Source organism: Streptomyces sp. NEAU-sy36, assembly GCF_013423905.1.
Taxonomy (GTDB): Bacteria; Actinomycetota; Actinomycetes; order Streptomycetales; family Streptomycetaceae; genus Streptomyces; species Streptomyces misionensis.
Genome location: NZ_CP058977.1, coordinates 5,040,337 through 5,065,914, shown reverse-complemented (window position 1 = coordinate 5,065,914; position 25,578 = coordinate 5,040,337). Strand labels below are relative to the sequence as shown.

The following is a 25,578-nucleotide window of genomic DNA, read 5'->3' as shown; positions in this document are numbered from 1 at the left end:
CACCGCCCCGAACCAGGCTTCCTCCCGACAGAGTTCAGATCGGAGTGCCCCCATGACCACATCCGACGTGCGCCCCGGCCCCGCCGCCACCGGCCAGGCCCCGGCCGCCGGACTGTCCCCGGCCGCCCGGCGCCTGCTGGAGCAGCGGCTGCGCGGCCGGACCGCCGTACGCGACGACGGCCCGCGGCGGGTCCGGCCCCGCCCGGAGCGCATCCCGCTGTCGCCCGCGCAGCAGCGCCTGTACTTCCTGGACCGCCTCGACCCCGGCGCCGCCACCTATCTGCTGCCCGCCGCCTGGCGCCTCACCGGCCCGCTGGACCTGGCCGCCCTGCGCGCGGCCGTCACCCGGCTGACCGGCCGGCACGAGCAGCTGCGGGCGGTCTTCCCCGAGCACGAGGGCGTTCCGTACCAGCGGATCCTGCCGCCGGACGCCGACTGCCTCCACGTGGTGGACGCCGGCGCCCCGCCCGGCGCCGAGCGCGAGCGACGGCTGGCCGCCGCCGCGCACACCGCCGCGCTGCGCCCCTTCGACCTCGCCCGGGAAACCGCCTTCCGCGCCACCCTCGTCCGCGCCGCCGACGACGACCACGTGCTGGTCCTCGGCATGCACCACATCGTCTCCGACGGCTGGTCCCTCGGCCTGATCGTCCGCGACCTGACCGAGCTGTACCTGGCCGAGACCCAGGGCCGCCCCGCCGATCTGCCCGAACTGCCCCTGGACTACGCGGACTACGCCCTGTGGCAGCGGGCCGCCGACCAGTCGGCCGCCCTCGACCACTGGCGCACCCGGCTGGCCGGCCTCAGCCCGCTGGAGCTGCCCGCCGACCACCCCCGCCCCGACACCCCCGGCGGGCGGGGCGCCGCCCACACCGTCACCCTGCCGCCCGCGCTGTCCGGCAGGCTCGCCGAACTCGGCCGGCGCGCGGGGACGACGCCGTACATGACGGTGCTGGCCGCCTTCCAGGCCGCGCTGGCCTTCCACAGCGGGCAGCGGGACATCGCCGTCGGCACCGTCGTCGCCAACCGCGAGCGGGCCGAGACCGAACAAATCGTCGGGTTCTTCGTCAACACCCTGGTGCTGCGCGGTGATCTGTCCGACGACCCCACCCCGGCCGCGCTGCTCGCCCGCACCCGGGAGCGGGTCCTGGAGGCGTTCTCCCACCAGTCGCTGCCGTTCGAGCGGGTCGTCGACGCGCTCAGCCCCGAGCGCGACCTCGCCCGCAACCCGCTCGTCCAGGTCCTCTACACGCACACCGACACCACCGCCGCCCGCTTCGACCTGGGCGCGGCCGAGGGGACGCCGTACCGGATCGACCTCACCACCGCCAAGTTCGACCTCACCCTCGACCTGCGCGACGGTGACGGCCGCACCGAGCTGGCGTTCGTGTACCGGCCCGACCTGTACGAGGCGGCCTCGATCGGCGCCCTCGCCCGGCACACCGTGAACCTGCTGGAGGCATTCTGCGCCACCCCCGACGCGCCGCTGAGCGCCATCGACCCGCTCACCCCCGCCGAGCGCGCCCACCTGCTCGGCCCGGACGGACCCGCCCACACCGGCGAGGACCTCCAGCCGGCCCCGCGCACCGCCCCCGACCGCCTCGCCGACCACATCGCCCGCACGCCGCACGCCGTCGCCGTCAGCGGAACGCACGAGCTGACCTACGCCCGGCTCGACGCCCGCGCCTCCCGCCTGGCGGCCCGGCTGCGCGCGGCCGGGGTCACCCGCGGCTCCCTGGTCGGCGTCTGCCTCGACCGCACCCCCGAACTGGCCGTGGCCCTGCTGGCCGTCTGGCGCGCGGGCGCCGCCTATCTGCCGCTCGACCCCTCCCACCCCAAGGCCCGCCGCGAGTTCACCGTCACCGACTCCGGCATCGAGTGGATCGTCACCGACACCGCGACCCGCGGCGCCGTCGACCGACTGCCGGCCCGGCTCGTCCTGGTGGACGAGGACGACCGGCACGAGACCGCGGCGGCCACCGAGGACGTCCGCCCGGCCCCCGACGACCTCGCCTACGTCATCTACACCTCCGGCTCCACCGGCCGTCCCAAGGGCGTCGAGATCACCCACGGCAACCTGGCCTGGCTGCTGGCCGCCGCCGACCGGCACTTCGACTTCGGCCCGGACGACGTGTGGACGCTGATGCACTCGCCCGCCTTCGACTTCTCGGTGTGGGAGCTGTGGGCGCCGCTGACCAGTGGCGGACGCGTGGTCGTGCTCGGCGCGGACCAGGTCCGCGACCCGGCCGCCGTGCACCGGGTGCTGCGCGAGGAGGGCGTCACCGTCCTCAACCAGACCCCCGCCGCCTTCAAGGGGCTGCGCGCCCACCTCCGGGACACGGGCCACGGTTTCGCCGAACTCCCGCTGCGCACCGTGGTGTTCGGCGGTGACGCGTTCGACGTCCGCGACTACCGGGACTGGTTCGCCACCCCGGGGCACCGGCCCGCCCTGGTGAACATGTACGGCATCACCGAGACCACGGTGCACGTCACCTTCCGCGCCATCACCGAGCGGGACGTCCACGGCGCCGTCCGCTCCCCGATCGGCCGCCCGCTCACCGGGCAGCACGGGTACGTCCTCGACCCCTGGGGCCGGCTGGTGCCGCCCGGCAGCACCGGCGAGCTGTACGTCTCCGGCGGCGGCGTGGCCCGCGGCTACCGCAACCGGCCCGAGCTGACCGCCGAACGCTTCCTCCACGACCCCTTCGGCGCGCCCGGCGCCCGCATGTACCGCACCGGCGACCTCGTACGGGTGCTGCCCGACGGCCAGCTGGCCTACGTGGGCCGCGCCGACCACCAGGTGAAGATCCGCGGCTACCGCATCGAACCCGGCGAGATCGAGACCGCCCTGCGCGCCCTGCCCGGCGTCGCCGACGTGGCCGTGGTGGCCCGCCGCGACGGCGACACCGCCCGCCTGGTCGCCCACGTCGTCACCCCGGAGGGCCGCCCGCTCGATCCGCCCGCCCTGCGCGAGGGGCTGCGGCTGACCCTGCCCGACTACATGGTCCCCGCGCTGTTCGTCCGCCACGAGCGGCTGCCGCTGACCGCCAACGGCAAGGTGGACCGGAACGCGCTGACCGCCGTCGCCCCCGCCTCGGCCGGACCGGGTGCCCACGTGCCGCCGCGGGGGCCGGTGGAGGAGGCGCTGGCCGGGGTGTGGAGCCAGGTGCTCGGCGCCGAACACGTCGGCCGCACCGACAACTTCTTCGAACTGGGCGGCGACTCCATCCTGGCGCTGCGCCTGGTCGGCCTCGGCCGGCTCGCCGGGCTCGGCTTCACCGTCGCCGACGTCTTCCGCACCCGTACCCTCGCCGACCTCGCCGCCCTCGTCACCGACGCCGTCGACGCTCCGGCCCCCGTCGCCCCGTTCTCCCAGCTCGACCCCGCCGACGCGGGCCGGCTGCCCGACGGCCTGGAGGACGCCTACCCGCTCACCATGCTCCAGGCCGGCATGCTGCACGAGATGCTCGCCGACCCCCGGCGCGGCGCCTACCACAACGTCACCGACCTGAAGATCACCGTGCCCGAGGGCTTCGACCTCGACGCGTTCCAGGCCGCCGTGGACGCGGTGGTCGCCGGTCACCCCATCCTGCGCAGCTCCGTCGACCTCGTCACCTACCGCGAACCCCTCCAGCTCGTCCACCGCGACGCCCGCCTGCGGGTCGGCTACACCGATCTGCGCGGCCTGCCCCGCGAGGAGCAGCGGGCCCGGCTGCGCCGGTTCGTGGACGAGGAGTTCGAGCACCGCTTCGACCTGTCCGCCGCGCCCCTGGTCCGCATCCACCTGCACCACGTCACCGACCACGACCTGCGGCTCGTGCTCACCGACTGCCACGTCGTGCTGGACGGCTGGAGCCTGACCTCGCTCGTCGCCGACCTGCTCGCCCTGCACCGCGAGGCCGTCGCCCACGCCACCGCGCCCCGGCCCCCGCAGGCTCCGCCGTTCGCCGAGTACGTGGCCCTGGAACGGGCCGCCCTGCACAGCGAGGAGTCGCTGGCGTACTGGCGCGAACGCCTCGCCGACCTGCGCCCGGTGACCTTCCGGCGGCGCGCCCGGGGCGCCGGGGCCGGCCGGCAGCCGGTGCACGAGGTCCGCCGGTCCTACGCCCATCTCGCCGAGCGCATCGGAAAGCTGGCCAAGGACGCCGGAGTGCCCCGCCGCACCGTGCTGCTCACCGCCTTCCACCACACCATGAGCCTGTTCGCCGACCGCGACGAGAGCGCGCTCGGCCACAGCATCGGCCTGGTCACCAACGGACGGCCCGAGGTGCCCGGCGCGGACCGGATGCGCGGACTGTTCCTGAACACCGTGCCGTTCGGCGTCGCCCGCCCGCGCGGCAGCTGGCGCGCCTATCTGCGGGACGTCTTCGCGGCCGAGCAGGAGATGCTGCCGCACCGCAGGGTGCCGCTGGTCGCGATCGCCCGGCTGCGGCCGACCGAGCCCAACCTGACCGACGCCGTCTTCAACTACGTCAACTTCCACCGGCTGTCGCACGACTCCTGGGACGACTCCCTGGAGATCGCCCGGACCATGTTCCCGCTGCTGGTCAACGCCAGCGTCAACGCCTTCACCCTGGACGTGGACCCGGAGTTCGTCGCCCCCGCCACCGCCGAGCAGCTGGCCGACGTGTACCGGGCCCAGCTGGAGGCCATGGTCGCCGCGCCCGACGCCCGGGTCACCCGGCCCGCCCTGACCGGCGACGCCCGCACCACCGCGCTCGGCAAGTGGGCGCGCGGACCCGAACTCCCCTCCTCACCCCTGCTGTTCCACGAGCACATCGCGACACACGCGGCCCGCACCCCGGACGCCGTCGCCGTCGAACACGACGGGCAGCGGGTGACGTACGGCGAACTCCACGAGCAGGCCGAACAGCTGGCCCGGCGGCTGCGGCTGCTCGGGGTCGGCCCGGAGACCGTGGTGGGCATCTGCGCCGAACGCGGCCCCGACCTGGTGCGCGCCGCCGTCGGCGTGCTCCGCTCCGGCGGCGCCTTCCTGCCCCTGGACCCGCAACACCCCACCGAGCGGCTCCGGTTCATGGCCGACGACAGCGGCATGCGGGTCCTGCTCACCCAGCGGTCCCTCGACGGCACGGTGCCCTTCGACGGTCCCGTGCTCCACCTGGACGTCCCCGCCGCCCCGCTGGAGCCCGTGCCGGGCCGCGAACCCGACGCCGACACCCTCGCCTACATCATCTACACCTCCGGCTCCACCGGCACGCCCAAGGGCGTCGCCCTGCCGCACCGCGGCCTGTCCAACATGCTGGAGGGCCAGCGCGACCTGGTCCGCCCCACCCCCGAGGACCGGGTGCTCCAGTTCGCCTCCTTCGGCTTCGACGCCTCCGTCCTGGAACTCACCTGGTCCCTCGCCAACGGCGGCCGGCTGGTCACCGCCGCCAAGGAGGACCTGCGCCCCGGCCCCGACCTCGCCCGCACCCTGCGCCGCGCCCGCGTCACCTGCGCCATGCTGCCGCCCAGCGCCCTCGCCGTGCTCGGCGAGGACGACTTCCCCGAACTGCGGGTGTTGCAGGTCGCGGGCGAGGCGTGCCCGGCCGAACTCGCCGACGTCTGGTCGCGGGGCCGCCGCTTCCACAACGTCTACGGCCTCACCGAGACCTCCGTGTGGTCCGTCGCCGCCGAACTGAGCCCCGGCCAGGGCCACCCGCCCATCGGCACCCCGATCCGCAACACCCGCATCCACGTCCTGGACGACGACCTCCAGCCGGTCCCGGCGGGCGTCCCCGGCGAGATCTACCTCGGCGGCCGGGCCGTCGGCCGCGGCTACCTCGGCCGGCCTGCGCTCACCGCCGCCACCTACGTCCCCGACCCCTACGGGCTCCCCGGCGAGCGGCTGTGCCGCACCGGCGACCTCGGCACCCACCGGCCCGACGGCTCCGTGGAATGGCTCGGCCGCCGCGACTCCCAGGTCAAGCTGCGCGGCTTCCGCATCGAACTCGGCGAGATCGAGCACGCGTTGCGCGCCCTGCCCGAGGTGAGTCAGGCCGTCGTCCTGCACCGCACCGACCTGCCCGGCGGCGAACCCGCGCTCGTCGCCTACCTCGTCGCGCGGGGCCCCGGACGCCCCACGCCCGAGGAACTGCGCCGCGCCCTGCGCGCCTCGCTGTCCTCGTACATGATCCCCGCCCGGTTCGTGCTCCTCGACGAACTGCCCGTCAACCGCAGCGGCAAGATCGACAAACGGGCGCTGCCGCTGCCGCCCGCCGAACTCGACCGGTCCGAAACCGAGTACGTGGCCCCGGCCACCCCGGCGGAGAAGATCCTCGCCGAGATCTGGCGCGAGGTCCTCGGCCTCGCCCGCATCGGCGTCCACGACGACTTCTTCCGCATCGGCGGCAGCTCCCTGTCCACCGTCCGGGTCTCCCTGATGTCCGCCGCCCGCGGCCTCACGGTCTCCGTCGGCGACCTGATCGAGCACCCGACCATCGCCCAGCTCGCCGCGCACGCCGCCCGCACCGCCAAGGACGGGCTGCCCGCCGCCGTCACCTCCGAGGTGCGGCTGCGCGAGGGCACGGGGGAGCCGCTGTGGTGCGTGCACCCCACCGGCGGCAGCGCCGCCTGGTTCGTGCCGCTCGCCCGCGCCCTGCCGCCCGGCCGGCCCGTGCACGCCTTCCAGGCGCGCGGACTGCTCGGCGGGGTCGACCCCAGCACCGTCACCGGGATCGCGGCCAACTACGTCGCCGAGATCACCGACCGCGGCGAGCAGGGTCCGCACGCCCTGCTCGGCTGGTCCATGGGCGCCAACATCGCCGTGGAGATGGCCACCCAGCTGCACCGGGCAGGCCATCCGGTCGCGCCGCTGGTCCTGATCGAGCCCTATCTGCCCAACCCGGCCGCCCGCGCCCGCCTGAACGGCGTCACCGACGACCTGCGCACCGCCTGGCGCCAGCGCGACCGGATCCGGCAGCTGCCGCCCTCCCCGGAGCGCGACCGGGCCACCGCCGAACTCACCGCCACCCTGCTCGGCGCCGGCATGAGCCCCGCCGAGGCGGCCCTCGTCGAGAACGCGCCCATCGAGGTGTGGCACTCGCTGCTCACCGCCCTCGCCGGGTATGAGGTCCGCCCCTACCCCGGCCACATCCACCTCGTGGTCGGCAGCGAGGCGGCCGGGCTGCCCCGGGGACGCACGATGCCGGGCCTGGACGTCGACTACGACACCTACGTCGAGCGCTGGCGCGAACTGGCCGGCGACGGACTCACCCTGCACATCAGCGAGGGCGACCACATGTCGATGATGGCCGCGCCGCAGGTGTCCGGCATCGCCGACATCCTCGTCGCGGTCCAGGAGCGGACGGGGGAGAACCGATGACCACCGCCGCCCCCTTCCAGGAGCGCTACCTGCTCGCCCCGGACATGATCGCCGACCCCTACGACCGGCTCGACGCCCTGCGGGAGCACGCCCCGGTGCACTGGAGCCCGATGCACCACGCCTGGCTGGTCACCGGCTACGACCAGGTGATGCGCTGCCTGCGCGACCCCGCGGTCTCCGCCGACCGGGTGCGGCCCCTGATGGACGCCGTACCGCAGGGCGCCCGGGAGGACGCCGAGCGGGCCTTCGGGATCCTGTCCCGCTGGATGGTGTTCAACGACCCGCCGCAGCACCGCAGACTGCGCCAGGTCTTCCAGGAGGCCTTCGCCGCGCGGGCGGTGGCCCGCTACCGGGCCTTCACCGAGAAGGCCACCCGGGCCGTCCTCGCCCGCAAGGCCGTCCCCGGCCGCACCGGGGACCTCATGGCCGACGTGGCCAAGCCGCTGCCCGCGCTGGTGTTCGCCCGCTGGCTCGGCATCCCCCGCACCGACGCCGCCGCCTTCTGGTACTGGAACGCCCGCGTCGCCGACCTCGTGCTCGGCACCGCCCAGGAGGAGAGCGAGTACCGCGCCTCCCTCCAGGCGCTGGTCAGCCTGGAGGACTACCTCGCCGCCCTGGTCGCCCGGCGGCGCGCCGAACCCGCCGACGACCTGATCAGCCAGGTGCTGGCGGAGGGCCGGGTCGGCGAGTCGGTCACCGAGCAGGAGTTCGTCGGAATGCTCACCCAGATGGCGTTCGCCGGCGGGGAGACCACCAGCAACCTCATCGCCAACACGGTCCTCGCCCTGCACACCCGGCCCGCGCAACTCGCCGCCGTACGCGAGGACCCCGGGCTGGCGCAGGGCGCCGTGGAGGAGACGCTGCGGCTGGACGGGCCGTCCAAGATGTCGATCCGCACCACCGTCCGCGACCTGGAGCTGGACGGGCACACCCTGCGGGCGGGCGACCGGATCTTCCTGGTGACCGCCGCCGCCAACCGCGACCCGGCCCGCTTCCCCGACCCCGGCCGGTTCGACGTGCGCCGCACCGGCGCCACCCACCTCGGCTTCGGCTTCGGCGCCCACTTCTGCATCGGCGCCGCGCTGGCCCGGCTGGTGGCCGTCGCCGCGGTGGGCACGCTGGTCCGCGACCACCCGGGGCTGACCCTGACCGACCCCGGCGCCCTGACCTGGCAGCCCTCCCTCCTCAACCGCAGCCTCACCGCGCTGCCCGTCCGCTACTGACCGGAGCGCCGCGCGCGTCCCGCACGACGAAAGGCACACCATGGCCACCACCCTCGCCGGCGCCGGCCCCCGGCTGTGGGCCCCCGCCCGGCAGCGGCCCTTCCAACTGCTGTGGCTGGGACAGTCGTTGTCCCTGCTCGGCGACGGATTCAGCGTCGTCGCCTTCTCCTGGATCACCCTCGGCCTGACCGGCTCCACCCTCACCCTCGGCTACGTCCTCGCCTTCCAGGCCGTCCCCCGCACCCTGCTCACCCTGGTCGGCGGCAGCCTCGGCGACTCCTGGTCCACCCGCACCCTGATGATCGCCTCCAGCTGGACCCGCGCCGCCCTGATGGCCGGGGTGGGACTCGCGGGTCTCGGCGGGCACTTGACGGTGTGGATGCTGTGCGCGGCGGCCGCCGCGTTCGGCGCCGTCGACGCCTTCTTCCAGCCCGCCCGGGTGTCGATCCTGCCCTCGGTGGTCGACGAGAACCTGCTCACCCCGGCCAACGCCCTGCTGGGCGCGGGCTCCCGCACCGCCGCCGTGGTCGGCCCGGCGGTCGGGGGCGTGGTGATCGCGCTGACCCGGGCGCCGGTCGCGTTCGTGGTCGACGCGGTCTGCTTCGCCCTGTGCGGCTGGTGCGTGTCCCGCATCCGGCCCCGCGCCCGCACGGCTCCGGCGGCGAAGAAGACGGACACCGGGCAGCCCTCCCTCGGCGCCCGCATCCGCGAGGGCGTCGCCTTCACCCTGCGCGACCCGCGGCTGCGGACCGTCGTCGCCCTCGACACCGCCGTCAACTTCTGTTACGCCGGGCCCTTCACGGTCGGCTTCGCCACCCTCGCCGACCAGGTGCTGCGCGGCGGCTCGGCCACCCTGGGCGTGCTCAACGGCTCCCTCGCCGGAGGCGCGATGCTCGGCACGCTCGCGGGCGGCGCGCTGGGCGGCAGGCCCCGGGTCGGGCTGCTGGTGGCCGCCCTGGCCGGCTGGCTGGGTGCCGGGATGGCCGCGCTGGGGCTGGTGCACAGCACCCCCGCGGTCGTCGGGACCGTCCTGGCCATGGGCTTCGCCATCGGTTTCCAGGGGGTGTTCGGGCTCAGCTGGATCCAGCGCAACATCCCCGGGGACGTGCTCAGCCGGGTCATCTCCGTCGACATGGTCCTCGGCTACGCGGTGGCCCCGCTCTCCCTGATCGTGTGCGGCGCGCTGGCCCGGATCAACACCTTCGCCCTGTTCGGCCTGGTCGCCGCGGTGCTCGCCCTCACGGGACTCGCGGTGCTGGGGTCCAGGGCGGTGCGCGAGATGCGCTAACCCTCCCGCAGGGCGGCCGACCGGGCGCACAGGTCCGCGCGGTTGGCCGCCCCCGTCTTCGTGATCAGGCTGGCGATGTGCTTCTCCGCCGTACGGGGCGAGATGAACAGCCGGTCGGCGATGTCCTTGTTGGACAGCCGCTCCGCGAGCAGCCGGAACACCTCGAACTCGCGCACCGTGACGCCCTGGACGCGCAGCTGGTCCGGGATGCCGCTGCTGCCGGTGCGGTGCTGGCGCACGGGGGCGCCGAGCCGGCGCAGGCCCGCCCGGCAGGCGCCGGTCACGGCCGGCACGTCCCGCTCGTGGAAGTACTGCTCGGCCCGCCGCAGCCAGCCCACCGGATCGCCCCAGCCGTCCTCGTGCGCCGCGTCCGCGATCAGCCGCAGCCCCAGGTGCCGGGCCAGCGGGTAGGGGTCCGCCACCGCCTGCGCCGCGTCGACCGCCCGCGCCGCCCCCGCCCCCTCGCCCTCCCGGCCGAGCAGCACGGCCTCCGCGAGCAGCACGAACTGCCGGTTCCAGCGCATCCGTGCCATCGCGGTGGCGGTGACCTCCGCGTGCCGGGCCCGGTCCGCGCGCCCGGCGAGCACGTCCAGCAACAGCACCAGGCCGTGGGTGCCGCTGAGGTGGTAGGTCGAGGGGTTGTCCGCCTCCAGCGCCAGCACCGTGTCCAGGTCCTGCCGGGCCAGTTCCCGGTCCTCCTCCAGGAGTGCGCAGAAGGCACGGGCCAGACCGTGGCTCAGCGGCTCCTCCTGCGATCCGGCCCCGTCCCACTGCGCGAACGCGGCGAGCGCCGCCTCCATCCCGGCGCGGTTGCCGTGGTGCGCCTCCAGGACGCCCTGCGCCATGAGCACGTACCGCACGGCGGGCGCGAGCCGCAGCCGGCGCACGACGGCCAGGCACTCGGCGGCCGAGTCGCGCGCGGCGTCGTACCGGCCGCGCAGCACCGCGTCGAGGACGAGGATGCCCTCGACGGTGTGCACGATGTTGACCGAGCCGAGCCGCAGCGCCTCCTCGCGCGCCGCCAGCAGACCGGCCGTGTCGCCCTCGGCGAGCCACGCGTTGCCGCCCAGCCGGGTGGCCGCGTACATCCGTTGCAGCGGCAGCCGGTGGCGCTCCGCCGTGGCCAGGGCCTGCCGGAGCATCGCCTCGGACTCCTCCGGGTCCCGCTCGCGGGCCACGGTCGCCAGCAGCTCCTGCGCCTGGCAGGCGACCACGGGCAGCCCGTGCCGTTCGGCGGTGTCGGCGGCCGACCGGGCCAGCTTCTCCGCGTGCTGGGTGCGGTCCGGGCCGGGGGTGTCCAGGGCCAGGTAGGCGGCCGTCACGTCGACGGCGGCGGCCGTCGTCTCGTCGGGCGCCGCGGCCAGCACCTCCCGGGCGCGGGCCACCTGCCGGTTGCCGTCGCTCCACCGGCCCGCCGTGTGCGCGACCTTGGCCAGCCGGGTGTGCAGCGTGGCCAGCCGGACCGGGCTCAGCCCCGAGCCGCCCAGCACATGCAGATCCTCGGCCAGTTCGAAGGCGCGGGCGAAGTCGCCCGCCTCGGCGAGCGCCGGCAGCAGGTTCTCCAGCACCGCGGCCCGCGCCTGCGGGTCGCCCGCGTCGGCCAGCAGGCCCTCGGCGCGGCTGAGCAGGGTCACGGCGGAGCCCAGCGCCCCGGCCGCGAGGGCCCGGCCGCCCGCGTCCGCGAACAGCCGCCCGGCCTCGGTGCGGTCCCCGGCCTCGCTGCGCAGCCCCGCCGCCAGCGCGCACCAGTCGCCGCCCAGATCGGGGTGCAGCTCCTCGACCGCCTCCGCGCCCCGCCGCGCGAGATCCGCCCGCTGGCCCGGCGTCATCTGCGTGAACAGGGCCTCCACGGTGAGGGAATGCCGGAACGAGTACCAGTCGGGGGCCGGTTCGTCCGGGATGACCAGGCGGGCGGCCACGCCCGCGTGCAGATGGCTGAGCAGTGCGCGGTCGTCCACGCCGCTCATTCGCTGGAGCACCGTCAGCGGGAAGCGCCGGCCGAGCACGGCGGCGGCCGACAGCAGGGTCAGACCCTGGGCGCCGAGCCGGTCGATGCGGCGCAGGATGTCCCGCGCCAGCGTCGAGGAGACATCGCTGCGCAGATCGCCGACGGCCCGCCAGCCGTCCGGGCCCTGCACCAGGGTGCCGGACCCGATCATGGTCTGGAGCAGTTCCTCGACCAGGTAGGGGCTGCCCGAGCTGTCCTCCCACAGCCGTCGCAGCACCGCCTCGGGCACCTCCTGCGGATCCGCCACCCCCAGCTGGGCGGCGATCATCTCGTGCGCCTGCGCCCGGGTCAGCGGCGGGATCTCCAGCACGGTGGCGACGCCGCGCCGGCGCGCCGACTGGGCCAGGTCCAGGGCGTCGCTGAAGTCCGTACGCACGGTGGCGAGCAGCAGGACGGGCGTGTACTCCAGGTTGTCCACGAGGTATTCGAGAACGCCCAGCGTCTCCGGGTCGGCGTCGTGCAGGTCCTCCAGGAGCAGCAGCTGGCCCTGTCCGCGGCCGGCCGCGAGGAGCAGCCGCAGCACCGCCTCGCCCAGGATCACCATCGAGCTGCTCTCGCGCTCCCCGGTGTCCCAGTCGGGGATCAGCCGCCCGAGCACCGGCCGGTACGGGCCCAGGGCCAGGTCGTCCATGTCCGCGCCGCCGCGGAACAGCGACATGAGGGCCTCGGTCAGCGGCCGGAACGGCACCGCGGGGCCCGTGGTGCTGCTGCGGCCCCGCAGGACCCGCATGCCGGCGTCCAGCGCGCCGCCCACGACCTCGGCAGCGAGCCGCGACTTGCCGACCCCGGCCTCTCCGACCAGGAAGACCACACCGCCGCGTCCCTGCTGGGCGCTGGTCACCGCGCGTTCAAGCAGGTCAAGTTGGGGGTCCCGCCCGACCAGGGAAGGCGCATGGGAACGCATGAACGCTGATGATAATCGGAATATCGGGACCTGGGGCAGATGCAATGGTCACGGCTCGCACCGGCCCCCTCGCACACGGCGGCGCGGACCCGTTTGACGGGCCCGCGCCATCACGCCGGGTCAGGGCCGGCAGCCGGTCACCGGGGAGCGGAGACCGAGGTGTCGATGGTGCTCAGCGTGATGACGAGGCCGCTGGTCAGAACCATCCCGGCCAGCACCCGGGCCCGGGCGCAGGCGCGGTTGCGGCCCTTGAGGGTGATCCCGCCCGCCGCGTCCTGCTCCTCGGTGGCGGTCTCGGTGGCGTCGGCGGCGGTGACGGCGAGGTGCTTGTCCATGACGGTGAACCCCTTCTGGTGGTCCGTGCGTCGCGCACGGGGTGGATGCGGAGGAAGTGCCGTGGTGCCGAAGTGCGGGAGAGCGTGGTGGTCAGCGGCCGGGGTGGCCGAGGAGCAGGACGGAGGGCACGGTGTCCGGATGGGCCAGGCGCAGCAGCCCGTAGCCGATGCCGGACAGTCCGGTCAGCAGCCCGGGGGAGGGAACCTCGTCGGGGGTGGCGCACCGGTGGCCCTGCGCCTCGACGAGCGCGAGCGCCTGTCCGGTGCGCCGGGTCAGCGTCCCGGCGGCCGGCCCGTCGCCCCGTGCGGTGAACAGGGCCAGGGCTTCCAAGGTGCCGAGGGCGCCCTGGGCGAGGCTGAGGTCGGGCCCCACCTCGGCGTCCCGAAGCCGGTCCGCGAGCGCTGCCGCGGACCGGACCGCGTCGTCGGTGTCGTCGGGCAGCATCCGGGCGGCGGCCGCCACCCCGGCGAGCCCGCGGGCCCAGGAGAGGTCGGCGCCGGCGGCCCCGGCGTGCTGCCGGACGGCCGCGTCGAGCAGGGTCCGCGCGGCCGCGGTGTGCGCCGCGGACCGCTCGGGCCGCACGGCGGCGTACCGCAGCAGCGCCCAGCCGATCCCGGCGGTGCCGTCCGCGAAACCGGTCCGCGCGCCCGGGTCCGGCGCCACCGTGCGCAGCCGGTCCGCCAGTTCGTCCGCCAGCCGCAGCGCCTCGGGCGAGCCGGTCGCCTCGTGCACGGCGACGGCGGCGGCCAGCGCCCCGGCCGTACCGCCGGCCAGCCCCGGGTCCGGGCAGCCGGCCGCGGCGTGCGCCAGCGCGGTGAGCGCGTCCGGCAGACAGTCCGTCAGCTCCCCGTCCAGCAGGGCGGACAGCCGGACCAGGGCGTAACAGACGCCGCCGAGACCGTCGTAGGCACCGGGTCCCGCCGCCGCGCCCAGCTCCGGGTCGGCGGCCAGGGCCTTCAGCAGCGCGGGCAGCGGCCGGACCGCCTCCCGGGCCAGCGCGGTGTACCGGCCGGCCCCGGTCAGGGCGCCCGTGTGGGCGAGGAACAGCGCGACCCCGCAGTAGCCCTGGGCGAGCCCGGCGCCCATCGGCAGCACCGCCCAGTGCGGCCCGGAGACCCGTTCCAGACCGAGCCAGTTGGCCCGGCCGCCGTCGCGCACCGCACGGGCGGCGATGTCGTCGGCGATCCCGCACACCGCGGCCAGCAGCCGGGAGGCGTCGGGCACGACGGCCGGCACGGGCGCCACCGCGAGCGCCGACCGCGGCCGGCCCGCCGGGGCACCGGCGCCCCGGGCCGCCAGCGTCGCCGACACGATCCACTCCTGGTCGCGGCAGTCGATCTCGTCCATCCGCGCGATCTTCTTGCGCACCGCGGCCAGGCTCGCCTCGGGCAGCACGTCCGGCAGCCAGGTCCCGTCGGCCGCCCGGACCCCGGTACCGGACGGCCGATGGGTGAACAGGGGGACGTCGCCGCGCCACAGGTCCGCCGTCTCGTGCTCGACGAGCCGCCGACGGGCCGCGTCGTGCTCGGACTCGGTCCACAGCACCGCGAACACCCCGTCCCGGGCCAGCGCGTCACCGAGCAGCGCCGGATGGGTGGACTCCTCAAGGAGCGTCGCGTACAGCCGGGTGGAGCGGGCGATCAGCCGCGCCGGGCTGTCCGCGCCGATCGTCAACGGGCCCTCGTCACCCGTCAGTTCGTCGCCGTGTGCGGCGATCGCCGCGTAGGCCGTGCGGAAGCCGTCGAGCAGCGCCGCCCGGTGGTCCGCGCCCTCCAGCGGGCGCCCGCCGGGCAGCGGCTGGTTCTGCCCCGCCGGGCTGAGCAGCGGTCCGCGCACCGCGCGCATGGTGTCCAGGCCGCTGTCCTCCCAGCGCAGCCCCTCGCTGGGGAAGGTGCCGTCGGTGGACCGGCCCAACGCGGAGATGTCCAGCGCCCCGTGCTCGCCGATCAGCAGATGGGGCAGCAGACAGGTGCGGTGCACGGAGCCGTGCAGGGCGTCCGCGGCCGGGTCGGCACCGGCCGTCATGGCCTGCCCCAGCCCGGTGTGCAGCAGCGTCTCGGCGTCCACCAGGACCGGCTGGTCCCCGCAGGCGATGACGTTCTCGTAGTGCATGTCGGCACCGTCCACCGCGTAGAGCAGCGCCAGCAGCGCGCCCTGGCGGCGGTAGAAGGCGTCGGTCTCGGTCACCGACCGGCACCAGCGGTGCGCCACGAACTCCAGCCAGCCGTAGCCGTCCCGGCGCACGGTCCGCGCGGTGCGCAGCGCCAGCCCCGGCACCTTGGCGTCCAGCCAGGCCGCCAGCTCGTCCAGCAGGGCGTGCTGGCCCAGCGGACGCGGCTTGTACACGATCCGCGCCCCGCCCGCGAAGTGCAGGACCGCCACGGACCGGTTGCCCTGGTGGGCGTCGCCGAGCCCCAGCTCCACCCGGACGAGCACACCCGGGTCGCGGCCGTCGAGGAGGCCGGCGACGAGGTCGTCGCGGTCGGCCCGGAAGCGCGCCACCAGTTCGGCCGTCGCGTCCAGCGCGTCCAGCGCGGTCTGCCCGAGCATCCGGGCCAGCACCGGGTAGGCGGCGCACAGTTCGCCGAGGCCCCGCCGGGTGCCGGTGTGTGCGACGAAGGACGCGAACCGCTCGCGCGAGCCCGCCCCCTCCAGCCGCCCGGCGCGGCGGGCCGCATCGAGCTCCCGCACCAGCGTGCGGGCGGCCGCCCCGGCCAGCTGCCGCGTCAGCCACCGGCCGAACTCCGCCCGCCACACCGCTTGTTCGGGGCCGGGCGAGCCGGCCAGTCGGCCGGCGACCGGGGCGACGAGCGGCCGTACCACATGGGCGAAGGCCTCGGGCCCGGCACCGTCCGTGTCCGGCTCCCCGGGCTGCTCCGGGGCGGCCTCCACGGCGGCCTCGACGTACGTGGCCCAACCGGGCTTGGCCGCCCGGGCCGCGAGCCGCCCGGCGGGCTCCGCCGCGAGGGCCGCCGCCGTGGCACCGTCCACCCCCAGGTGCGCCAGCCGCAGCGCGAAGCCCTCCGCGTCCCCGACGGCCCAGGGGGCGCGCACGGGGGCGTCGGGGTCGGCGGTCGCGGCCGGGCGTCCGGGGGCGGCGAGCCGCTCCGCGAGGGACAGCGCCGGGGCCCACCAGTCGAGCGGCAGGCCGGCGCTCCGGGGAGTCGGGAGGCTGGCGGTCTCAGTCACGTCAACGAAGGTCGCAGACACCGGGCGACCCCCACATGGGGAAGTGACCCCCATATTCTGCGCGGCCCCCTCCCCACGGGTGGGGGCGGCACCCGCACGGACCGCCCCGACGCGGGGAAAGCGCAGGTGGGACGGCGACTACCCAGACCCCCGTACGACGGCGGGGCAGCCTCGCCCCGCGGGCCCGCACGGCCCCCGCGCCCACCCCCGCCGGGCCGATCCCCCATGAGCCGCGGCCCCCGCCCCCCATCCCGCGGCGGGGACGGCCGCGCCCGCGCCCGGCGCCCGGCCCCGCACCGGGCGCGGGAGCAGGCAGGACGGCCCGCCGGAGCGGGCGGACACCCCCACCACCCCGGCGTCCCCCGCACCCGCCCCGGGAAAGGTGGGGACCGACTACCGATGCCCGCCCCCACCCCCCGACGGCACGGTGGAGCGCAGAAACCACGAACCGCCCCGGCGTTCACGACCGGGCGGACGACTTTCAAGGAGCAGCAGATGGGAGTCCCCGTACCCGTCGGTGTGGTCGCCCTGGACCCGGTCCTGGAGGCCGGCACCCGCAGTACCCTGCTCGCCTGCCCGGAACTGGCCGTGTGCGAGCCCGCGGAGGCCCGGGTCGCCGTCGTCACCGTGGACCGGCTCGGCCCGGCCGAACTCGACATGGTGCGCACCACCCGTGCGCAAGGGCAGCGCCCCGCCGTCGTCCTGGTGGCCGGCGCGCTCGCCTCCGGCGACGCCCTGCACGCCCTCGCCGCCGGCGCCCGGGGCCTGCTGCCGCGCCGCGAGGCCGACGCGTCCCGTCTGGCCCACGCGGTGCTGGCCGCCGCCCAGGACGACTGCACCGTCCCCACCGACCTGCTCGAACAGGTCCTGGACCGGCCCGACCACGGCCGGACCGGCTGGGCCGGCGGCGCCCTCTCCGACCGGGAACGCTCGGTGCTGCGGCTCGTCGCCGACGGACACGAGACGGCGGAGATCGCACAGCGCCTCGCCTATTCGCCCCGCACCGTCACCACCGTGGTGCACGACATCACCCAGCGGTTCCGGCTGCGCAACCGCGCCCACGCCGTCGCCTACGCGCTCCGGGCGGGCCTGCTGTGACCGCCACGCTGACCGCCGCGCCCGGCGTGCCCACCACCCTGTGCGTCCTGCCCTCGCGGCACGCGAACCGCGTGCGCGCCCTCGCCCACCGCGCCGGACTCGACTGCGCCCCCGGCCCCGGCGGGCCCGGTACCGTCACCGTCGTCGTCGCCGACGACGCCGAACGGGCCCTGCGCGGGCTGCGGGTGCCCGGGCCGCTGCTGCTGGTGTGCGACACGGTCGGCAGGGCCGGGCTGCTCGGGGCCCTGCGCGCCGGGGCCGTGGTGCTCAGGACCGCGGACCTCACCGAGGAGAGCCTGGCGGCCGCCGTGCGCCGCGCCGGGGCGCCGCACCCGAGCATCCCCTACCCGGAACTCTCCCACCTGCTGACCGCCGGCCCCGCCCACGGCGAGGCGGGCCCGCGGGAGGACCGGCCACCGGCCCTGACCGCCCGTCAGTTCTCGGTGCTGCGGCTGATGGCGGAGGGGCACGGGAACGCGGGCATCGCCCGGCTGCTGCACTGCTCCGAACACACCGTCAAGAACGTCGTCTACGAGATCATGGCCCGCCTGCAGGCCCGCAACCGCGCCCACGCGGTGGCCCGCGCCGTGCGCCACGGGCTGATCTGACGTGCGGGGGCCGAGGGGCGGCCGCGGCCGTTCAGAAGCCGGGGGACGGCAGCAGCCGCGGCACCATGCGCTCCTCCACGGCCCGCTCGCCCTCCCGGCGCACGACGTACGCGCCCCGGTCCGGCAACTCCGCGACCGCCTCGACCAGTTCGGTGCCCCGGTAGACCAGGCCCACCCCGTCGTCGGTGCAGTGCGCGGTGGGCAGGGTGCCGTCGGCGACCAGCCGGTGGATCAGCGGGCGCCGGCCCGGATCGGAGTCGTAGTGCACGCCGTTGCCGTACGGCAGCAGACCGAGGCCGTTGGTCACCGGCCGCAGCTCGGGCCCGAAGGAGTCCGTCGCGCCGCCCTCGAACCAGCAGATGGAACCGGCGCTCACCCCGGCCAGCACCACCCCCGCCCGCCAGGCCCGCCGCATGATCGCGTCGAGGCCGTGCACCCGCCACACCGCGAGCAGGTTGGCCACCGAGCCGCCCATCACCCACACCACGTCGTGGTCCAGCACCGTCGCCTCGACGTCCTCGACGTTCGGCATGGGGAACAGGTGCAGCGGCGTCAGGTCGAACCCGGCCACCCGGGCCGCCTCGCTCATCCGCGCCGCGACGTGCTCGGCGTCCCCGATCGCCGTGCCCACGTACAGGACGCGGGGGCGCCTGCCGTGCACACCGGCCAGGTCGACCGCGTGATGGACCAGGGCATCGAAGAGCACCCGCGTACGTGTTCCGGCGCGGTGCCCTCCGGAGGTGGCGACGATGGTGGGTTCCGGAGCGGTCACGCGGCGATCGTAGCGTGGGGACCGCGCTTTGGACGTGGGGGAGTGGTGAAGGTGGGGCGCGGCCGGCGCGGTCCGGGAAACACGGCGGGGACCGGCCGTCGGGCCGGTCCCCCTCGCAGGTGTCCGGGTGGTCGCGGGGTCACTCCCGGCGCAGCGCCACGGCCGCCGCGTACCCCGCGGGGACGAGCACGTCCCGCAGCGTCCAGCGCGGCGACGGCGAGACGGGCCGCTCCCCGGTGCCGACGTGGTCCAGCGACGGATCGCGCACCAGCCCCGTCCCCAGACCCTTCAGGTAGGCCTCCTTGCGGACCCATGTCCGGGTGAAGGCCGCCGGCCGCTCGTACGCCGGGAGCCGCGCCAGTTCCGCCACCTCCGCCGCGTGCAGCGCGCACTGCGCGCTGCGCACCGCCTCCGCGGAGGCCAGCCCCTCGACGTCGACCCCGACCGGTGTGCCGGCGAGCGCCACCAGCACCAGGTCCCCGCTGTGCGACAGGGAGAAGTGCAGCCCCGGCGCGCGCAGCGCCGGCCGCCCGTGCGGAGCACCGCAGCCCGCGCACGGCTCGCGCATCAACGGCAGCTCGTCCGCCCGCACGCCCAGCAGCGGGCCGAGCAGCGCGCGCAGCGTCGCGTGCGCGATCACATAGGCGTCGCGGTCCCGGGCCCGCCGGAACGCACGGGCCCGCGCCCGCTCCTCCCCGTCCAGCAACTCCTGTGCCCACAGCAGTGCCTGTTCGTCCTGCGACCCGACCTCGGCGAGGTACAGCTCCAACGGCCCCCGCAGCGCGCGGGGGCGCGCGACGTGCGGCCGGTGCAGCGGGCCGGGCAGGTCCAGTACGGCGGGACACAGCGGGTCCACCCGGTCCGGCGGCCGTGCCCGGCCGGGCACGGCCGCCGGACCGGCGTCGAGCGGTGTGCGCGGCAGCAGCGCGGCCACGCCGCCGCCGCTCACCCGCACCGCCGCCCGCGACGGCGGCGGGGCGCCGGCCGGACGGTCCGGCGGCGCAGGGGCGGCCGGCGGTGACGACAGCGGCGCCGGCCGGGCCTCAGACATCGGCCCCGGCGAGCCGGCGGCGCAGGCTCAGCGGGCGCATGTCCGTCCAGATCACGTCGATGTGGTCCAGGCACTCCTGCCGGCTGCCGCTGCGGCCCTCCCGGTACCAGCCGGCCGGCAGCTCCCGGTCCGCCCGCCAGATCGAGTACTGCTCCTCGTCGTTGCGCACCACGAGATACACGTCGTCGGCGCCCGGACGGGCCTCGTCGCCGCCGGAGTGCGCGGAGTTGGGTTGCGTCACGGTGAACCTCCCGCAGATGTCGGTCCGGCCGCGGAGAAGGGCCGGCGCCGCAAGCGTGCCGCGCGCCGTGCGGCCGGGTCAGGGACGAACGCGCCGAACCGGCGGCACCCGTTGCTGCCGGATCTTCCCTGGTGACCCACGGCCCCGGCGCGGGACCGTGCTGTCCGGTCGGGGGCCGCCCGGCACCCCGGCGCCCCGCCGGGCCACGCGATTCCCGAGCACCCCCTTCCGGAAGGAGCACGCGATGTCGGACGAGCACGCACCTGTCCTGCTGCCGGGCGGAGGCTGGCGGCTGTGGGAGCAGTTCGCGCTCCGCGGTCCCGGCTTCCCCGCCGACGGCGTGCTCCGCCTCGCCCCGCCCGGACTGGCGGAGGCGGCCGACAAGTTCGGCCCCGGCGCCGAGCTGTCCGGACCGGAGTGGCGGACCTTCGCCGAGGACCTCGCGACGGCCGCCGTGGACACCGCCCGGCACCTCCAGGAGATCGCCGCCCGGCCCCGCTTCCAGGCCGCGCTCGCCTGGCAGAACCCCGCCGTCCTGCGCACCGGGATCGCCCCGTTCCTGCGCTGGACGCCGAGCGCGGACAGCCGCAGCAGCATGCCCCGCCAGCGCGAGGAACTGGTCGCGCACTACTGGCAGCGGTTCTGCGTGAAGAACGACACCATCGGCTTCTTCGGCCCGGTCGGCTGGGGCCGCTGGGACCTCTCCGGGAGCGGCGGCGTCGCCGTGACCCCGGGGGACGGCTTCCTCGCCGCGCGGGAGGTCTACTTCTCCGGCTGGGCCATCGACGCCCTCGCGAAGGTCCTGGCGACGGACACCGCGCTGATGCGCTGGATCCCGCCGCGCCGGGTCTCCTTCGTACGCTGCGCGGACGGCGCCGTGCGGGTCCCCGGACGCCCCGTCCAGCCGATCGACGCCCGCGCGCAGGCCGTGCTGGAACGCTGCGACGGCACCCGTCCCGCGCACGCCATCGCCGCCGAACTCGGCCGCACCGAGGACGAGGTGACCGAGGTGGTGCGCGAACTGGTCGGCCGCCGCTGGGTGCAGTGGCGGCTGGACGTCCCCGCCGCCACCCACCCCGACCGCGCCCTGCGCGCCATCCTGGAGCGCGTCCCCGACGAGGCCGCCCGGGACAGGGCGCTGGAGCGTCTCGCCGTACTGGAACGCGGCCGGGACGCGGTACGCGCCGCCGGCACCGACGCCGCCGCCCTGACCGCCGCGATCACCGCGCTGGAGGACGACTTCGCCGCGCTGACCGACAGCGAGGCCCAGCGCGCCAAGGGCGAACGCACCGCCCCCTGCCGGGGACTGGTGTACTCCGACGCCCGCCGCGCCGCCACCGCCACCCTCGGCCCCGGGCTGCTCGCCCACCTGGAACCGCTCCAGCTGTGCCTGACCGCCGCCCGCTGGATGACCAACTGCTTCGCCGAGGCCGTCCGCGCCCGCCTGCATGCCGTGTACGACCGGCTGCGCGCCGGCGGCGAACCGGTCGACCTGGCCACCCTGTGGCTGCACACCCTGCCCTCCCCGCACCCCGACGCGAGCCACCTCATCAACACGATCCAGGCCGAACTGCGCGCCAAATGGGCCCGCATCCTCGACCTGCCCCCGGACGCCCGCCGGGTCCGGCTGACCACCGCCGAAGTCGCCGGCCGGGTGCGCGAGGAGTTCGACGAGCCCGGCGACGGCTGGTCACTGGCCCGCTACATCAGCCCCGACGTACTGGTCGTCGCCGACGACGCGGACGCCCTCGCCCGCGGCGACGTGGACCTCGTCCTCGGCGAGATGCACTGCGCGCTGAACACCATGGGCGCCTCCCTCTTCGTGTACCAGCACCCCGACCGGTCGGAACTGATCGCCGAGACCAGCCGCGACTTCCCCGGCCCGCGCCTCATGCCCATGCTGCCCAAGGAACTGCCGCTGAAGTGGTCCACCCGCAGCCGGCCCTCGCTGGACCGGCCCGAGGACCACTACGTCGCCCTGGTCGACCAGACCGGCGACCCGCACCGCCCGCGCACGGTGCTCGGCGCCGACGTCCGGATCGAGGAACGGGCCGGCCGGCTCACCGCGGTCCTGCCCGACGGCACCGAGTACGACGTCCTCGACGCCTACGCCAACACCCTCACCCAGCGCGTGATGGACCGCTTCACGCTGCGGCCCGAGGGCGACCACACCCCGCGCATCACCATCGGCCGGCTGACCGTGGCCCGCGAGACCTGGCAACTGCGCGTCGGCGACATGGACTTCGCGGACGAGAAGGCGGAGGCCGCCCGCTTCGTCCGGGCCCGGCACTGGCAGCGCCGGCACGACCTGCCCCGGTTCGTCTTCGTCGTCTCGCCGACCGAACCCCGCCCGTTCTACGTCGACTTCGACAGCCCCGTCTACGTCACCATCCTCGCCAAGGCGGCCCGCAGGCTCGCCCGCAAGGACCCCGGGGCCCGGCTGAAGATCAGCGAGATGCTGCCCACCCCCGAGCAGGCCTGGCTCACCGACCACGAAGGCCGGCGCTACACCTCCGAACTCCGGTTCGTGGCCGTCGACCTGACCGCCGCCGACGCGGGGGAGAAGTGATGCGCACGGTCGCCGACGACATCGCCGCCCACGCCCGGCGGCACCCCGAACGCATCGCGCTGAGCACTCCGGCCGGTGACGTGTCCTACCGCGAACTGGACGCCCGCGTCGAGGAGATCGCCCGTCTGCTGCGCGCACACGGGGCCCGGCCCGAGACGGTCTGCGCCGTCGCCGTCGAGCACGGCACCGACGCGGTCGCCGCCATGGCCGCCGTACTGCGCTGCGGCGCCGCCTTCCTCACCCTGGACGTCGCCCAGCCCCAGGAGCGGCTGGCGTCCTTCGTCCGCAGCGCCGGCGCCCGCCTGCTGCTGACCCGCTCGGCCCTCGCCCCGGCACTCGGCATCCACCTGCCCACCGTCCTGCTGGACCAGCCGCCCCGGACCGCGGACGACGGCCCGCCCGCCGCCCCGGCCGGCCCCCGGGCCCTCGCCTACGTCAGCCACACCTCCGGCAGCACCGGGGAACCCAGCGCCGTCCTGGTCGAACACGGCGCGCTGGACGCCTATCTGCGCGACGCGGCCCACGCGTTCGGCCTCGGCCCGCACACCGTGGCCCTGCAGACCGCGCCCCTCGGCTACGACGCCTCCATCCGGGACACCTTCGTCCCACTGCTGGCGGGGGCGCGCCTGGTGATCGTGGACCGGGCCCGGCTCCTGCGGCCCGCGGAATTCGCCCGCACCGTCCGCGAGCACCGGGTGACCGCCCTGCTCAGCGTCACCCCCTCCTTCCTCACCCACCTGTCCGGCCGGGCCGAACTCGCCGAACCGCTCGCCGGGGTCACCCTGGTCGCCGTCAGCGGCGAGTCCCTGCGGCCGTTCCTCGCCGCGGGCGGACGCGCTCTCGTCCCCGGCCGCCTCGTCAACCAGTACGGCCCGACCGAGTGCACCATGACCACCACCCGGTACGGCGTGCCCGCCACCCCCGACCCGGCCACCGATGTCGTGGGCACCCCCCGCGCGGGCGCCGTCGTACGGATACTCGACGCGGACCTGGCCCCGGTGCCCGACGGCACGGTGGGCGAGGTGTACATCGGGGGCACCGGTGTGGCCCGCGGCTACGGCGGCCGTCCGGCCCGCACCGCGGCCTGCTTCGTGCCCGACCCGCTCGGCCCGCCCGGCGCCCGCCTCTACCGCACCGGCGACCTCGGCTGGTGGGGCCCGCGGGGCCTGCACTACGCCGGACGCACCGACCGCCAGATCAAGATCCGCGGCTACCGCGTCGACCCCGCCGAGATCGAGGGGGCGCTGCTCGCCCACCCCGCCGTCACGGGCGCGGCGGTGACCCCGGACACCGACGAACTGGGCCGGGTGCACCTCCTCGCCCACATCACCGGCGAGCTGTCGGCCACCACGGACGCCCAGCTCCGCCGCCACCTCGCCCGCTCCCTGCCCCCGCACCTGATGCCCCGCCGCTTCCTGCGCCTGACCGCCCTCCCGACCACCCGGGGCGGCAAGACCGACCGCCGGCTGCTGGCGACCGGGAGGACGGCATGAGCGCGATCGCGGGCACCGCCCGGACCGCCGACGCGGCCGGGTGCGGTGCGGACGCGGGAGGCCCGGGCATGGCCGGGCGCGCGGGTTGCGCGAGCCGTCCGACCCGGGGCGGGGGCGAGCCGGTCACGGCCGACTTCCTGGCCGCCCGCGCCGTCGCCGGTGGCACCGCCGGGGTGCGCCCCGGCGAGGTCCGGCACGCTTCCGGTGCGGCCGGGCCGGGCCCCCGCGGCCTCGCCGGCGGGCGGCGTCCCGCCCTGGCCGACCTGCTGGCCGCGGCCTCGCGGATCGGCCCGTACGTCGTCCACACCCCCCTCCTGCCGGGCCCGAGGACCACGGCGAGCGGTACCGAGCTGCTGCTGAAGGCCGAACACCTCCAGCTCGGCGGGTCGTTCAAGATGCGCGGGGCCGCCAACGCCGTCCTCGCGCTGGGCGCCGACCGGGTCGTCACCGGGTCCTCCGGGAACCACGGCATCGCCCTCGCCCGGATCGCCCGGACCCTCGGCATCCGCCTGACCGTCGTCCTCGCGGCGGGCGCGGCGCCCGCGAAGGCCGCCGCCATCCGCGCGCTCGGCGCCGAGACCGTGCAGGTCCAGGGCGGAGTGGCGGAGCGGGAGGACCGCGCCCGGTCCCTCGCGGCCGAGCGGGGGGCCGTCCTCGTACCGTCCTCCGACCACCCCCTGGTCGTCGCGGGTCAGGGCACCGTCGGCCTCGAAGTGCTGGCCGACGCCCCCGGCACCGAGACGGTGTACGTCCCCACCGGCGGCGGCGGACTCCTCGCCGGCCTCTGCCTCGCCGCCGGGGACCGCCCGGTCCGCGTGGTCGGCGTCGAACCCGCCCTCACCCCCCGCTACGCCCGCTCCCTGGCCGCCGGGCACCTGGTCCGGCTGCCGGCCTGCGCGACCGTCGCCGACGGCCTGCGCGGGCAGAGCCCGGGAGCCGTGCCCTACCCGATCATCCGCGACCGCGTCGACGACCTGATCGCCGTCGACGACGCGGAGATCCTCGCCGCCACCGCCCTGCTGCACCGCCTCGGCGTCGACGCCGAGCCGAGCGGAGCCGTCGCCCTGGCCGGAGCCCTCCGGGCCGGCCGCCGCGAACGGGCCGTGGCCATCGTCTCGGGCGGCAACACCCCCGCCCGCCTGCACCACCACACCCACACCAGCGCACACCCGAAGGAGCCCACGCCATGACCACCGACGCCGCCACCGCCACCACCGCTTCGACCACCACCGTCGACCTGCTGGTCGAGATCTTCCGGGACGTGCTGCGCCTGCCCGACCTCACCGAGGAGACCGACTTCTACGAGGCGGGCGGCGACTCGCTGACCGCCTTCCAGATCACCGGCCGCCTCCAGGAGGTCCTCGGCGCCGACGTCCCGGTCTCCCTGGTCTTCGCCTACCCGACGCCCCTGGAACTGGCCGAGGTCGTCGACGCCGACTACGGCACGGCCTGACCCGCCCCGCGCAGCCGCTCCGTC

15 protein-coding genes are annotated in these 25,578 nt (G+C 76.2%); 9 read left to right on the top strand and 6 right to left on the bottom strand.

The window, feature by feature from the left end; all coding sequences use genetic code 11:
- Window positions 1-52 precede the first annotated feature (52 nt).
- The 3 genes from HZZ00_RS22505 to HZZ00_RS22495 are packed head-to-tail and all read left to right on the top strand — an operon-like array spanning window position 53 to window position 9,832.
- Window positions 53-7,321 carry a non-ribosomal peptide synthetase gene (locus HZZ00_RS22505; RefSeq protein ID WP_180328131.1) on the top strand — a complete coding sequence of 2,423 codons (7,269 nt, stop codon included), beginning with the start codon at window positions 53-55 and terminating at the stop codon, window positions 7,319-7,321.
- Window positions 7,318-8,544, top strand: coding sequence for a cytochrome P450 (locus tag HZZ00_RS22500; RefSeq protein ID WP_180328130.1), 1,227 nt, complete (start codon window positions 7,318-7,320; stop codon window positions 8,542-8,544). The genes HZZ00_RS22505 and HZZ00_RS22500 overlap by 4 nt, the downstream gene beginning before the upstream one ends.
- Before the next feature lie 40 nt (window positions 8,545-8,584).
- Window positions 8,585-9,832, top strand: coding sequence for an MFS transporter (locus HZZ00_RS22495; RefSeq protein ID WP_070027720.1), 1,248 nt, complete (start codon window positions 8,585-8,587; stop codon window positions 9,830-9,832).
- On the opposite strand, the gene HZZ00_RS22490 is transcribed toward HZZ00_RS22495, so the two are convergent.
- The 3 genes from HZZ00_RS22490 to HZZ00_RS22480 all read right to left on the bottom strand — a co-directional run bounded on the left by HZZ00_RS22490 (window position 9,829) and on the right by HZZ00_RS22480 (window position 16,269).
- On the bottom strand, window positions 9,829-12,744 hold the full coding sequence (locus HZZ00_RS22490; protein WP_180328129.1) for a LuxR family transcriptional regulator: 2,916 nt from the start codon (window positions 12,742-12,744) through the stop codon (window positions 9,829-9,831). The two genes, HZZ00_RS22495 and HZZ00_RS22490, sit on opposite strands and share 4 nt — an antisense overlap.
- A gap of 137 nt (window positions 12,745-12,881) precedes the next feature.
- Window positions 12,882-13,079 (bottom strand): hypothetical protein, encoded by a 198-nt coding sequence (locus tag HZZ00_RS22485; RefSeq protein WP_070027718.1) that lies wholly within the window; start codon window positions 13,077-13,079, stop codon window positions 12,882-12,884.
- Between the two features lie 91 nt (window positions 13,080-13,170).
- Window positions 13,171-16,269, bottom strand: coding sequence for a type 2 lanthipeptide synthetase LanM family protein (locus tag HZZ00_RS22480; protein WP_257585070.1), 3,099 nt, complete (start codon window positions 16,267-16,269; stop codon window positions 13,171-13,173).
- A gap of 495 nt (window positions 16,270-16,764) precedes the next feature.
- Between HZZ00_RS22480 and HZZ00_RS22475 the strand changes: the two genes are divergently transcribed.
- Both HZZ00_RS22475 and HZZ00_RS22470 read left to right on the top strand, forming a co-directional pair.
- Window positions 16,765-17,367 carry a response regulator transcription factor gene (locus tag HZZ00_RS22475; RefSeq protein WP_180328127.1) on the top strand — a complete coding sequence of 201 codons (603 nt, stop codon included), beginning with the start codon at window positions 16,765-16,767 and terminating at the stop codon, window positions 17,365-17,367.
- Window positions 17,364-17,975: a response regulator transcription factor gene (locus HZZ00_RS22470; RefSeq protein ID WP_257585069.1), complete on the top strand. Its 612-nt coding sequence runs from the start codon at window positions 17,364-17,366 to the stop codon at window positions 17,973-17,975. The genes HZZ00_RS22475 and HZZ00_RS22470 overlap by 4 nt, the downstream gene beginning before the upstream one ends.
- A gap of 31 nt (window positions 17,976-18,006) precedes the next feature.
- Here the strand turns inward: HZZ00_RS22470 and HZZ00_RS22465 are convergent, their stop codons facing one another.
- From HZZ00_RS22465 to HZZ00_RS22455, 3 genes are all read right to left on the bottom strand, one after another.
- The gene (locus HZZ00_RS22465) at window positions 18,007-18,747 is read right to left on the bottom strand and encodes a peptidase E (RefSeq protein ID WP_180328126.1); all 741 of its coding nucleotides are present in this window, start codon (window positions 18,745-18,747) and stop codon (window positions 18,007-18,009) included.
- Window positions 18,748-18,886: 139 nt separating this feature from the next.
- Window positions 18,887-19,798 carry a 4'-phosphopantetheinyl transferase superfamily protein gene (locus HZZ00_RS22460; protein ID WP_180328125.1) on the bottom strand — a complete coding sequence of 304 codons (912 nt, stop codon included), beginning with the start codon at window positions 19,796-19,798 and terminating at the stop codon, window positions 18,887-18,889.
- Window positions 19,791-19,979 carry an MbtH family NRPS accessory protein gene (locus HZZ00_RS22455; protein ID WP_239697848.1) on the bottom strand — a complete coding sequence of 63 codons (189 nt, stop codon included), beginning with the start codon at window positions 19,977-19,979 and terminating at the stop codon, window positions 19,791-19,793. Before HZZ00_RS22455 ends, HZZ00_RS22460 begins: the two co-directional genes overlap by 8 nt.
- A 304-nt stretch (window positions 19,980-20,283) precedes the next feature.
- Here HZZ00_RS22455 and HZZ00_RS22450 point away from each other — a divergent pair, with 304 nt between their 5' ends.
- Genes HZZ00_RS22450 through HZZ00_RS22435 form a run of 4 tightly spaced genes read left to right on the top strand, consistent with a single transcriptional unit; the run spans window position 20,284 to window position 25,554 of the window.
- Window positions 20,284-22,608, top strand: a complete 2,325-nt coding sequence (locus tag HZZ00_RS22450; RefSeq protein WP_180328124.1) for a lantibiotic dehydratase — start codon at window positions 20,284-20,286, stop codon at window positions 22,606-22,608.
- On the top strand, window positions 22,608-24,101 hold the full coding sequence (locus HZZ00_RS22445) for an amino acid adenylation domain-containing protein (RefSeq protein ID WP_180328123.1): 1,494 nt from the start codon (window positions 22,608-22,610) through the stop codon (window positions 24,099-24,101). Before HZZ00_RS22450 ends, HZZ00_RS22445 begins: the two co-directional genes overlap by 1 nt.
- Entirely contained in the window at window positions 24,098-25,291 is a 1,194-nt protein-coding gene (locus HZZ00_RS22440) for a threonine/serine dehydratase (protein ID WP_257585067.1), read from the top strand. Before HZZ00_RS22445 ends, HZZ00_RS22440 begins: the two co-directional genes overlap by 4 nt.
- Window positions 25,288-25,554: an acyl carrier protein gene (locus tag HZZ00_RS22435; protein ID WP_180328122.1), complete on the top strand. Its 267-nt coding sequence runs from the start codon at window positions 25,288-25,290 to the stop codon at window positions 25,552-25,554. Before HZZ00_RS22440 ends, HZZ00_RS22435 begins: the two co-directional genes overlap by 4 nt.
- Window positions 25,555-25,578: the final 24 nt, after the last annotated feature.